This is a genomic window from Bartonella sp. MR100HLJHH (genome assembly GCF_042194215.1).
Classification (GTDB): domain Bacteria; phylum Pseudomonadota; class Alphaproteobacteria; order Rhizobiales; family Rhizobiaceae; genus Bartonella; species Bartonella grahamii.
The window spans coordinates 1-12,605 of record NZ_JBHIMR010000001.1 but is presented as its reverse complement, the minus strand read 5'-3'; the positions used below and the strand labels follow the sequence as shown (position 1 = coordinate 12,605).

11 protein-coding genes and 1 pseudogene are annotated in these 12,605 nt (G+C 39.0%); 6 read left to right on the top strand and 6 right to left on the bottom strand.

The window, feature by feature from the left end; genetic code table 11:
- Nucleotides 1-155 precede the first annotated feature (155 nt).
- The 6 genes from trmD (at nt 156) to ACFIJ7_RS00035 (ending at nt 5,429) form a co-directional block, all read left to right on the top strand.
- Complete coding sequence (gene trmD, locus ACFIJ7_RS00060) at nt 156-854, top strand: tRNA (guanosine(37)-N1)-methyltransferase TrmD (protein ID WP_015857039.1); 699 nt, start codon at nt 156-158, stop codon at nt 852-854.
- Between the two features lie 209 nt (nt 855-1,063).
- Nucleotides 1,064-1,504 carry a 50S ribosomal protein L19 gene (rplS, locus tag ACFIJ7_RS00055; protein WP_375635295.1) on the top strand — a complete coding sequence of 147 codons (441 nt, stop codon included), beginning with the start codon at nt 1,064-1,066 and terminating at the stop codon, nt 1,502-1,504.
- A gap of 472 nt (nt 1,505-1,976) precedes the next feature.
- The gene (gene sdhC / locus ACFIJ7_RS00050; protein ID WP_015857037.1) at nt 1,977-2,378 is read left to right on the top strand and encodes a succinate dehydrogenase, cytochrome b556 subunit; all 402 of its coding nucleotides are present in this window, start codon (nt 1,977-1,979) and stop codon (nt 2,376-2,378) included.
- A gap of 18 nt (nt 2,379-2,396) precedes the next feature.
- Nucleotides 2,397-2,783 (top strand): succinate dehydrogenase, hydrophobic membrane anchor protein, encoded by a 387-nt coding sequence (gene sdhD / locus ACFIJ7_RS00045; protein ID WP_375624899.1) that lies wholly within the window; start codon nt 2,397-2,399, stop codon nt 2,781-2,783.
- Between the two features lie 6 nt (nt 2,784-2,789).
- A complete protein-coding gene (gene sdhA, locus ACFIJ7_RS00040; RefSeq protein ID WP_375635294.1) occupies nt 2,790-4,634 on the top strand; it encodes a succinate dehydrogenase flavoprotein subunit in 1,845 nt (614 codons plus the stop codon).
- Between the two features lie 15 nt (nt 4,635-4,649).
- Nucleotides 4,650-5,429, top strand: a complete 780-nt coding sequence (locus ACFIJ7_RS00035) for a succinate dehydrogenase iron-sulfur subunit (protein WP_375644314.1) — start codon at nt 4,650-4,652, stop codon at nt 5,427-5,429.
- Between the two features lie 1,354 nt (nt 5,430-6,783).
- Here the strand turns inward: ACFIJ7_RS00035 and ACFIJ7_RS00030 are convergent.
- The 6 genes and pseudogenes from ACFIJ7_RS00030 to ACFIJ7_RS00005 form a co-directional block, all read right to left on the bottom strand.
- A pseudogene (locus ACFIJ7_RS00030) lies at nt 6,784-7,664 on the bottom strand (integrase); the annotation flags it as partial.
- A 1,077-nt stretch (nt 7,665-8,741) separates the two neighbouring features.
- Entirely contained in the window at nt 8,742-9,803 is a 1,062-nt protein-coding gene (gene virB11, locus ACFIJ7_RS00025) for a P-type DNA transfer ATPase VirB11 (protein WP_375635292.1), read from the bottom strand.
- The gene (gene virB10, locus ACFIJ7_RS00020) at nt 9,778-10,935 is read right to left on the bottom strand and encodes a type IV secretion system protein VirB10 (protein ID WP_375644411.1); all 1,158 of its coding nucleotides are present in this window, start codon (nt 10,933-10,935) and stop codon (nt 9,778-9,780) included. Before virB10 ends, virB11 begins: the two co-directional genes overlap by 26 nt.
- Nucleotides 10,935-11,741, bottom strand: a complete 807-nt coding sequence (gene virB9 / locus ACFIJ7_RS00015) for a P-type conjugative transfer protein VirB9 (protein WP_375635291.1) — start codon at nt 11,739-11,741, stop codon at nt 10,935-10,937. Before virB9 ends, virB10 begins: the two co-directional genes overlap by 1 nt.
- A gap of 13 nt (nt 11,742-11,754) precedes the next feature.
- A complete protein-coding gene (locus ACFIJ7_RS00010; protein ID WP_375644313.1) occupies nt 11,755-12,456 on the bottom strand; it encodes a virB8 family protein in 702 nt (233 codons plus the stop codon).
- Nucleotides 12,453-12,596 carry a TrwH protein gene (locus tag ACFIJ7_RS00005; RefSeq protein WP_375635289.1) on the bottom strand — a complete coding sequence of 48 codons (144 nt, stop codon included), beginning with the start codon at nt 12,594-12,596 and terminating at the stop codon, nt 12,453-12,455. Before ACFIJ7_RS00005 ends, ACFIJ7_RS00010 begins: the two co-directional genes overlap by 4 nt.
- Between the last annotated feature and the right edge of the window lie 9 nt (nt 12,597-12,605).

Sequence of the window (12,605 nt, the reverse complement as noted above, 5' to 3'; positions counted from 1 at the left end):
TTTAGAGTCTTTTTTTAGTGCAAGTATTTAGAAGGATCGTATTGAATATGACGCAGATCAAGGAGATTTATATTAACGCTATAGCGTTAAAAGTCTTGTTTGTGCTATTTTTGCTATTATAGAGTCTGTTTAAGAAAATAAGGATGAGAAATAAAATGAAGTTTCAGGCGCGCGTTTTAACCCTTTATCCTGAAATGTTTCCTGGTTTTTTAGGGTATTCTTTAGCAGGGCAAGCTTTGGAGCGCGGAATTTGGTCACTGGAGACGGTACAGATTAGGGATTTTGCTTTGGACAAACACCATAGCGTTGATGATACACCTGCTGGTGGGGGGGCTGGTATGGTAATGCGGGCGGATGTATTGGCGGCTGCTCTTGATTTTTGTCCACAGGATTCGCCAAGATTGTTGATGAGTCCACGTGGGCGCCCTTTTGACCAAGCTTATGCGCATAGCTTGGCTCGTGATACGGGTGTAACGTTAGTTTGTGGACGTTTTGAAGGGGTTGATGAGCGAGTCATAGAAGCACGAGAATTAGAAGAAGTCTCTATAGGTGATTATATTCTTTCAGGGGGTGAAACAGCTGCATTGGTTATCTTAGATGCTATTATACGTCTTTTGCCTGGAGTGATGGGGAATGCAGCTTCTGCGAAGAGTGAAAGTTTTGAAAATGGCTTGCTGGAACATCCGCAATATACACGTCCTTCCCTTTTCGAAGGGCGGGGTATTCCGCCTGTGTTGCTCTCAGGTCATCACAAAGCGATCGCAGATTGGCGTCAAAGTCAAGCCGAATTGTTAACACGTCAACGTCGTCCTGATCTTTATGCGCGTTATGATAAAAATCATCAGAAAACTTGATTCATATGATAAGGTGGTGTATTGCATGGCTCTCTTTTTAGAGAGTTTTTTTATAAAAGGTTTTCTGTAGTTCCAAAATTAAATGAAGGAATGGTGTATTCGCTCCTGTGTAAGGCATAGCCTAAAGAGCTCCTTATTCTTAATAAAGGCTTTTTTGGTAAGAGTTGAGCGCTCTGACTGTTCGATAAAGAACATGAAGGATAAAAGAAATGAATATTATCGCACAACTTGAAGCTGAACAATGTGCAAAAATTGAAGAAAAGCGCCAATTTCCAGCCTTTCAGCCAGGAGATACAGTCCGTGTCATGGTGCGTGTGACGGAAGGTACGCGGACGCGTGTTCAGGCTTACGAAGGTGTTTGTATTGCGCGTTCAGGCGGTGGGTTGAATGAGACCTTTACAGTACGCAAGATTTCTTATGGTGAAGGGGTGGAACGGGTGTTTCCTGTTTATTCTCCGTTGATTGAAGGTGTTGAGCTGGTGCGCCGTGGTAAAGTGCGCCGTGCAAAACTCTATTATCTTCGTGGTTTGAGAGGTAAAGCTGCGCGTATCGCTGAAAAGAGAGATTATCGGAAAAAAGCTGAAAAGGTTGTTGAGAAAGTAGAAGCAGCAGCTGTAAGCACAGATGTTGAAAAGCAAGTTGCTGAGTAAAGATTATATCGGCTAAACTTTATGCAAAAGCGGCATAAAAGCCGCTTTTTGTGTCTTTTGTGATTCGTTTTGTCTTTTAAAAGGCTTGGAGGGGACATAAAAATGTTTAATCTATCAATTTTTGCCTCTTTTTATTCTTAATAACGGGTGAATTTAGATATCATTGCATATATCGTGGATACTCAAAAAGATAAGTTTAATCTGAAAAAATGCCTATTTATATTTGAGAAAAGATGTTAGACCTTTGACGTGAAGATAAAATTGTATTAGATTAAGGCGAGTTTTGCGGATTATATCCGTGGAGTAATCGGTTTTTTTATGCGTGACCTTTAATCCGTTATTTGAGACAACCGACCTGTAATATTGGTATCTTGAGATGCCAAACAAGTAAAAACGAGATAATATATTTAGTCGTTTTATGCGGACTTTCTCGTTCATTGCGGTTGCAGTAAAAACCAGGTCAGGATATTTTATGACAGAAACAACTAGGATAAAAGAGCGCCCTCGTTCCCCTCATATAAGTATTTATCGTTGGACAATTACTATGGCTATGTCCATTGCGCATCGCGTTACGGGTATGGCACTTTATGTTGGAATGGTCTTTCTTGCTGTTTGGTTAATTGCTATTGCTTGTGGGGAGGAGACATTCAGAACGGTTCACGAGATTTATAGTTCTTGGTTTGGATTGTGTATCTTGTTTCTTTATACTTTGGCAGGGGTTCATCACATGGTTGGTGGTATTCGCCACATTGTTTGGGATATGATGCCTTGCCTTTTGGCAAAAGAAAAGGCAACAGTTACTGCTTGGGCGACAGTGTTTATCTCTCTTATTGTTACTTTTGTAATTTGGATTATTGGATATAGCGTTGTTTAGCTGGGGGTGAAAAGAGATATGAAAAAAGATTTTCGAACGGAACTTGGAAAAGTACGGGGGCATGGGAGTGCTCATGAAGGAACAGAGCATTTTTGGCTACAGCGTTTGACTGGGCTTGTCAATCTGCCGCTTTTGATATTTTTTATTGTTCTTATTCTTTCGCTTGTAGGCAAGGATTATAGTATTGTGCGTGCACGGCTTGCACATCCCGTTGTGGCTATTTTGATGGGATTGATGACTTTTTCAGTCCTTTATCATATGAAACTTGGTATGCAAGTGGTGATTGAAGATTATATTCCACGTGAAGGTTTCCGAATATTCTTTTTGACGTTAAATATTTCATTTTGTTTTCTTATAGGTGGTGTCATTATTTTTTCTCTTTTGAAAATTGCATTAGGGGGTTAAACAAGTATGGCGGGTACAGGATCATCTCTGGGCGCTAGAGCAGGTAACGCCCCTTATCGCACTGTAGATCATAAATTTGATGTTGTTGTTGTTGGGGCAGGTGGTGCAGGATTACGTGCAACACTTGGTATGGCGGAACAAGGATTAAAGACAGCTTGTATTACGAAGGTTTTTCCAACTCGCTCACACACGGTTGCAGCACAAGGGGGGATTGCTGCATCGCTTTCAAATATGGGACCTGACAATTGGCAGTGGCATTTATATGATACCGTGAAAGGTTCTGATTGGTTGGGTGATACCGATGCAATGGAGTATTTGGTGCGTAATGCACCTGCTGCTGTCTACGAATTAGAACATTATGGCGTTCCTTTTTCGCGGACGCAAGAAGGCAAAATTTATCAACGTCCTTTTGGTGGACATACGACACAATTTGGTGAAGGTCCACCTGTTCAGCGTACTTGTGCAGCAGCTGACCGTACAGGCCATGCCATTTTGCATACGCTTTATGGACAAAGCTTAAAGCATAATGCGCAATTTTTTATTGAATATTTTGCACTCGATCTTATCATGACGGATGGGGTTTGTACGGGGGTTGTGGCATGGGATCTCGATGATGGTACAATACATCGTTTTTCTGCCAAAATGGTTGTGCTTGCAACCGGTGGTTATGGACGGGCTTATTTTTCTGCGACATCGGCGCATACCTGTACGGGTGATGGTGGTGGAATGGTCGCACGCGCTGGATTGCCACTTCAGGATATGGAATTTGTGCAATTCCATCCGACAGGGATTTACGGTTCTGGCTGCTTAATTACAGAAGGAGCTCGTGGTGAAGGAGGCTATTTAATCAATTCTGAAGGTGAACGCTTTATGGAGCGCTATGCACCTTCCTTTAAGGATTTAGCTTCACGTGACTTGGTTTCGCGTTGTATCACACTTGAAATTCGTGAAGGACGTGGCGTTGGACCTAAGAAGGACCATATTCATTTGGTTCTCAATCATATTGATCCTGCAATCTTGCACGAACGTTTACCGGGAATTTCGGAATCAGCACGGATTTTTGCAGGTGTGGATGTAACAAAAGAGCCTATCCCCATCTTGCCAACGGTTCATTATAATATGGGTGGGATTCCTACCAATTACTATGGGGAAGTTCTCAATCCGACGGCTGATTCGCCTGATCGTATTCAACCAGGGCTGATGGCGGTAGGAGAAGCAGGATGTGCTTCTGTTCATGGGGCTAATCGCTTGGGGTCAAATTCATTAATTGATCTTGTGGTGTTTGGTCGTGCTGCTGCCATTCGCGCGGGCGAAGTTATTGATCGGAATGCAGAAATTCCACCCATCAATGAAGAAGCTGTTGACGAAATTATAGCGCGTTTTGATCGTTTACGTTTTGCACAAGGGGCGATACCAACAGCTCTATTGCGTGAAAAAATGCAACGCACAATGCAAGAAGATGCGGCAGTATTCCGTACAGAAGATTCTTTGCAACAAGGATGTCAACGGATGAATAAAATCTGGGGGGAATTGTCTGACCTCAAAGTTACAGATCGTTCTCTGATATGGAATTCTGATTTGGTTGAAACATTAGAGCTTGAAAATCTCATGGCGAATGCAATTGTGACTGTTCATTCTGCACAAGCTCGTTTAGAAAGCCGTGGCGCTCATGCTCGTGAAGATTATCCAGAGCGTGATGATAAAAACTGGCGTAAACATACGCTTTCACATTTGTCAAAAGAGGGTAAGGTGACGTTATCATATCGACCTGTCCATGTGGACCCGTTAACATCTGAAGCTGATGGTGGGATCGATTTAAAGCGCATTGCACCTAAAAAACGGGTTTATTAAGGGGAGACACGAATTATGGTACAAATTAAGCTTCCCAAAAACTCTCAAGTCAAACCGGGGAAGGTTTGGCCTAAACCTGAAGGTGCGACAGAGCTGACAGAATTTCATGTTTACCGTTGGTCACCAGATGATGAGAATAATCCTCGTCTGGATACTTATTACGTAGATCGTTCTGCTTGTGGTCCAATGATTCTTGATGGGCTTTTGTTTATTAAAAACCATATTGATCCAACTTTGACACTTCGTCGATCTTGCCGTGAAGGCATCTGTGGTTCATGTGCGATGAATATTGATGGAATCAATACATTGGCTTGTACCAAAGGGATGGATGATGTAAAACACCCCATTAAAGTCTATCCTTTGCCTTCCATGCCGGTTGTTAAAGATTTGGTTCCTGACTTGAAGCGCTTTTATGCGCAACATCGAGTCATTGAGCCTTGGTTGCAAACAGTTTCTCCTGAACCTGCGAAAGAATGGTTACAAAGTCACTCCGATCGCCAAAAAATCGATGGCCTTTATGAGTGTATTTTGTGTGCGTGTTGTCAGACTTCATGTCCAAGTTATTGGTGGAACGGTGATCGTTATTTGGGCCCCGCTGTTTTGCTTCAAGCTTATCGCTGGATTGCGGATTCACGTGATGAGATGTGTGGTGAACGTCTTGATAATTTAGAAGATCCTTTCCGCCTTTATCGTTGCCATACGATTATGAATTGTGCGCAAACTTGTCCAAAGGGATTAAATCCAGCGAAAGCGATTGCTGAAATTAAAAAACTCATGGTTGAACGCCGCATTTGAAAATTTACTGATTGATGAAAATAAAGAGCAAGGTAGAAAATTGTATCTCCTTTTAGCAATTAAATCTCCAAAAGAGGGTCGGCTGCTTATGAAGACGTAGTAGCTATAATCATTCTAAAAGCGAAGTAATCCCTAAAAATTAAGCAATCCTTGTAGAAGCAATCCTTGCAATGGCTGAGTAGAAAACTCATAGTTGAATATTACTTTGAAAATTGACAGATTAATGAACAGTAAAAAGAAAAACAGAAAATTGTACGTGTTTTTTGCGCCTATTGAGGTTTGATCTCTAAAAATTTATTGGCTTTTATGAGGCGGTTACCACGGTTATTATTGCCTTTAAAAAGTCATTAGTCTTTCGGGTAAACTATATTTTAAATAGTGTTCTGTGTAAAAACAATAAAATCAATATGCCATGTGTTTTTATTTTTATTAAATTCGTATCAGAATTTGCACTTTAATACAGATTCAATTAATCATTTTTTATAAAAAAGATAACTCTGTATAAACATAGCACAAAAAATAAATGCTGATACAGATATTATAACGCATGTAAATTATTCATATGAAATACAAAGGAGTGATCATTATAACAGTTCGTCATTTTACGATACGTTTATTATAATATTGAAAACATTGCTAATATTCAGGGATTAGGAATTTTTGATAATATCATTATATATATTTAAAGGTCATATTTTTTATTTTAAAGATTGGATTGTTAATAGCATTAAAAAACAAAATTTATAGTTTTCAAAAAATCGAGAACGTAAAATCCCTATCTATTGTAGAGATAGATCATACAGTTAAGGGGGAAGTAATTTAAAACTATTGTAACGTCATAGATTTAAATTCATTAAAGAGCAGATAAGACGTTTGAAAAAATAGCAAATTTATAGGTTTTTCTAAAAATTTAGAAAACGGTAGTAAGAATTTTAAGAACACGTGTTGCTAATGTGGAATAAGGAATCTTTATAGGTTTGTTTGAGTTGAATGAATTCAATCATCAAAGAAAACATGTTGTATTTTGATGAGTTTCGTAGGTTTTGATTTTATATGTTTTTATCTATAAAAATAGACATTTCTAGGTTTAGGTTTTATTTATATTTCATTTTTTCTTGTATGTATGCTTAAGAAAGTTGTTTAAGCAGTAAAAGTGTTTTTTATTTTTCAGCATAAAAGATATTTCTTAACATGAAAGAGAGGTTTCCAAGAATTAACGGTATAATCAGTCATTGTTTTGGTATTTATTCTGTTGTGCCATAAAACACTATCGTGTTTAGTATGTGGTAATTAAAGTAGTTAGAAGGTGAAATCTGCTAGGCGAGGGGTGGATTGTTTGCAGGTTAGTTGCGTGTTAAGAGGCTTCGTCCTTTAAGGTATGATAGGTGGAGTCTGTTAGCCAATTACGTAAACTAGAGCGAAATCTACGTGGACAGGTTTTTAACCTAATCTCTCTTATATATTGTGATAGAAAATTCATTTTAATAAGGAGCACGACCGGTTACAGAAAAAAGAAATCATTGCGAAAAAACAAGCGTGCTTGTTTTAAAATTTTTAATGCGTCTGATCATAAGGGCACGCGAAATCTCCTGTAGTATCACGCAGACCTTTCATATTCTCGAGCCAAGAATTGTCCATATATCCTCTTCAATCTGATCTTCACGAATTGATGCAAGAGATGGGTACGAGTACCTGTAAGAATAAGCAGACGCAAAGCCAGTTGTATCATTATTGTTGCTTTGCAGAGTGTTTGATAAAAATCTGGAATATTTTTCCAATTCATTGCCGGTTTATTAATGACTTTATGGCGTTGTTTTTCTAAAAGAGCTTTTGCTGTTGTAGCTTTTACCTATCAGATGGGAGTTGAGAGTATTACTTATCTCTCTGTTGGCGTAATCTCTGAAACCGCTACACAGTCTCCTAATTTGGGGGGAATATGAAGCTGTAAAGGTGCAAACCAGTTTCCTTTTTTCAGTCATTTTTTAGTTCAGTTTTATGACTTTCAAAAGCGCCTAGAGTAATGTCTTTTAAATAATAGAGATTACGCATTGCTTTACGCTTTTGTTTCTTTCGTTCTTTAATAAGATCGCAAATAAGATCACAACCCTTATGCAAAACAGAACGCCCCAAACCAAATACACTTGGCTTGTCAATTTACGCGCTTGTTTTAAAGAAACCTTTCTTTAAGGTTCCCAAGCTCATTTCGCGACAGTGCTCGTGGATGGTATAATGGTATGGTATAATGGTAAAGTCCCGATGAATAATATAAAATTTATAGAGCATCTCCATCTTTACACTTCATAAAAGAGCAAGCTGGGTGCCATTAGACACTTTTCCAACTCCCAATGTTGCGACAGTTTTTGGCATTTGGGACGGTTTATAAGAGGCATTTTTAGTGCTTTTTTATACAGTTTCATTCTACACGGCTTTATTCGCTTGTAATGTGCAAGAGACATGAAATGAGAGAATCCTACGGTACTAAGATCTTTTATCCAACATGCAAAATAATGAACACTCTTTATAAATCAATGTGATGCATCTTAAGAAGTGGGATTTTAGATCTGTGCTTTTAGGAATTTTCGTTTTTTGAGGCGCAGAGAAGAGAGCAGGAATATTCAGAGTAGAGCTTACCTTGTGTAATCTATGGATATCGTCTTTAGGATGGGGACATAAGACACGTGATATGGTTAGCAAAGCTTGCTTAAGAGAAATTTGGTTGTTTACGAACAGTCGGAGGTTAAGAATCTTTCTTCGTCCGAAGAAGACGTTGATATGCCACTATACTTTTTATTACCAAATAGAATGTGGTTTATAGATGCTAAATCGAAATGATAGTTTATTTCGTATGAGGTTTTCCGTATCTGGAGATTGTTTGGTTAAAAAACATATTTATTAATCACTTGAAAATAGCACTTAGAATTTTAAACGATAAGTTTTGGTCTTGATGACGATAATTATTTGTGATGATCGAAAGTACCCATTTTACGAAGCTTTCATTGATAGGTGAATCAAAATTTATTCTTTTCTTTTGTTGAAATATTTATTTTATAGCTATTTCTTTTTGCATCAAACATATCGTTTCAAAAGATAAATGGAAAAAATGATCAAAGGTAAGAAAATAGAGAGAGCCTTATGTATAATTTGGTTTTCTCATAAAGTTGTTGTCTATTAACTTTTTTCTTCTTTTATTCATGAAGAGTGTAGAAAATGCATTGGAGAAGCAAAGAAAATAGGGAAAGTTAAAAAATAGCCGTAACAATTAGTTACGGCTATTTTTTGTTTGCATCATATTACCGAGAGAGGAAGCTCCCCTTAAGCAATTTTTGATTTAGCAAAAATCGGGTCGTAAAAGACTTCAGAGAGTTTTCTATCTCTAAAGAACAACACTACGTCAACTGTTGTATAGAGAACGATTTTTATCATTTCTAACTCGAGTTGCCGGCCAACTTCTGATCTTTTAATCAAGGTGGCACATCGTTCAAATGTCTGCAAAGCGCTGTTGGCATGCGTTGTTGTAATCGATCCGGGATGACCAGTGTTGAGTGAATTGAGATATTCCCATGCTTCATTACCTCGCAATTCAGCGAGAAAAATTCGGTCGGGCGACTGACGCATACACGCATCTAGGCATTCTTCAGCTGAAACACGGCCTACATTATTACCATAAATCATATGTACATGATTGGGATGATTGGGTAGAAAAAGCTCATGAACATCTTCAATTGTGATAATACGCTCCTCTACAGGGACCTTTTCAATTAAAGAGCGAGCAAATGTTGTTTTACCAGATCCTGTCTTACCTGCAATAATAATGTTGCGTTTGTGAAAGACGCATTCTTGTAAAAAGTCAAGAATTTTTCCATCACGTTTATGTTGCAAAAGTTGAACTTCAAATGGCTCCAACCGTGTGAAGTCCTGCTTCGATAACAAGTTATTTGCTTCTTTTTGCGAAGGTTTGTTAAAACTTACGTCGGAGAAATCATCAAATGCACCTTCTTCTTTGAGTTCTTCTAACGTCTTAACTATAAGAGAATGTTTACGAATTACAAAGGAAAGAGCACCATCAACGACAGCTGGCGTTTGTATAATTGTACCACGTTGTCCACCAGGCAATAGCACATAATTAATACTTTTGGGAGCCATACCGTTATAAACGATAATAGCTGTAATGAGCGTTTGCAAAAAAGTGGTTGTTAACTCTGGTACGCTATGTACTTGCCAACCCTTAAAGCTTTTCGTCCATACTTCACAGGGGCGGCAAATCGATAATTCAGTGATCGAGGGATCTTCTAAGAAACAATCAAGCGGTTGTAGAAGCTGAAAAACTGCTTGATCTTTCTGTATTGGGTTAACGTGTGACAAGACTGTAGACATCGCTGAAATCCAGATCACGAGCAACAAAAATATTTACTCGTTCGCCTTGGTTTTTGTAAAGTGTTGGTGTGATATTGATGGAATTTTGAAGAACATCGATTGCTATAGATTCAGGATCCTGAGCACCTTTATTTTGTGAGTTTTCTTTATTTTTTTTGCTGATTTTACTAACATTTCCTTTTACCCATTCTCCTAAATCACCGATAATGCTTACCATAATTGCACCACCAAATCTCTCCCAAAAGTGTCTATCAACCCAGCCACCAATACCCGCTTCACCCAGAGGACCTGTGCCGGGTGAGTCAAGATTGACAACAACACCAGAAGGCGTTTCGATGCGTAACCATTGCACAAACACACGCGTTTGTCCTTGTTGTATGCCACTTTGGTAAAAACCAACGACTTTAGAACCACGGTCAAGCAAAACAACACGACCACTTGTGGAATAAATATCGCGTGTTAAATGACAGGTCGTCATTCCGGGTTGTGATGTAATGATCTTTGTTTCTAACGTGCAATCTATTTGTGTTCCTTGCGTAATCAAAAAGTCACGGTTACGAAGTTGCACCGCATGTGATTGACCTAAACGTACGGGCTGAAGGTTATCAAATAATACGCCACTACCTCTATCATTATTCGATGCTTTATTATTTGTATCTGTAGATCCTTCGCTACCACCGCTGTTAAGGCTAGAACTGAGCATACGTTTGCGTGCTAATTCTTCAGAATCTTGGAGCATATGTGGAGGAATGGCTGTTTGAAGAAGCTTACTCAAAGCCGGTGGAATATCCAGGTTTGAATCTTCTATTTGTGCTGATTTTTCTGCTTCTTCTACAATCTTCGGCTCTTCTATAATCCGAGGGACATAGTTTGGTATAATTTGCTGTACTATTTGTTGTGGTTTTTCTTCCTCAACTTCCACGGTATTACGCATTTTAAAAGCTTTCCAAGTCAAGGCAATCGGTATCGTTACTATGACAATAAGTCCTACCACTAACAATGCACGGGTACCTGGAATTGTCGGACGACGTTCAGAACCTAGTTCCGACCCTCCATAAGTACCTTCAATATGTTTTTGCTCGACGTTATCCAGTTTTGTACCTTTTCCCTCTCCTTCCTTATTGTCAAACATCATTTTCCTCCTTTATTGATACGATAAACCACCGAAGATACTGTCCCTGTTGTGTTTGGTACGCCATTGGGGTCATAGGCTTCATTAAAAACAGCTAGAGCGCGTTTACCAAGTCGTATGAGCCATTTAGGATTGACCTTATGAACGGCGATAATATCATTAGAACTGCCGATAACGGTGCGTGGTATTAAGCTTTCATTGCCTTCAGCATCTACGACATAAATCGATGGCATATCCATGTTAGCGGGAAATTTGAAGTAAGTAATACGCCCATTGTCCCAAGCATTTATCGGAGCAATATCTTGATGACCGCTCATAGTATAACTGAGATTATAGCCTTTGACGCTTTGGTGAAAACCACGTTCAATCGCAAGGCGTCGGTTGTTTTCTTCTGACTTTTCATCATTTGAATCGGGATAATGGAAAGCTAATTCATATGTTGATCCTGCACGGTCATTTCGAAACTGTAGTCGGAATTTGTAACTCCGTTTGTCAGTTACAACGATGAGATTGGTATTGGCAAGTTCTGCTTTTGGTTTAATAAAAATATGCCGCCCTTTATGAGCAAAGGCATAGGCTTCTGAATCGCCAAAGGCATGAGTGATATACTGTTCACCTTCTTCAAGAATAATATGTGTTGCCACACCAAGAACTGTTTCAATTTGAACCACATCGGCTTCGTTATATGTTATATAGCGAATGCGGTGATCATATTGTGAATTTGATGGACTTTTGAGCGCCTGCACAGGTACCGTATAAAGAGAAGAAAACGAAGACAATAGAACAACGAACGCAAGTTTTTTCATAACAATCAATTCCTTAATCATTTAACAGTATTTCTGGGTCAGAACGGTAACTTGTTATTTGAAAACCAAGGGGGTTAAGCAATCGATCAGATGATTTCATGGGTGCACCGACATAGGTGTAACCAATTGTTGCAATCTGGTGCTGTTTTGGTCCGGTAGTAGCACCGCTGCTGTCAAGTTGCTGAGTCGTAAAACGTACAGTTGCTTGACCGAGTCCATTAAGCTGGATTGATCGTACTTTGACTGTGATACGTGCTTTATTGGAAAGCACTTTGTCCCGTGCATTTTCTCCATCATAGATTTTATAATATTCTTGTTGAACAGATGCCGCACTTAAAAGTGCTGTTGTGTCATAGTTCAGTTGAATCGTATCGTAGTCGTAATTTTCGCGGTTAAGCACATATTGGTTTAGCCAATATCTATCTACAACTTCACCATAGCTTTCTTTGTGTTCACGCATGACTGAGATAACATCAACTGCACCCGTCGTGTTATCAACGCGCAATACTAAGGGAGTTGGAGCTGGTTGAGAAAACCCAACGACTCCACATATCATACCGAATAAGCCAAAAAGACCAACAGTACTCGCTACACGCCATGCCGTTCTGCGCGATCTTATAAATTCATTAATAAGATCACGTTCTAAGCCACGGCTTTCTTCATAATAACTGCTAAGTTGTTCGGCTTTCACTGGTTTTACTTGTTTTGTTTTCATCTGTCTCCTCGCTTAATTTCGGCAGGGATTGTTTTATTAATAGGCACACGGTTCCTATCATTGGGCTGTTTGAGCTTTGGTGCTAATACACAAGCCGATAAAAGGTTTGCAATCAAAATTACAAGAATGATATTTTTCATTTTAATATG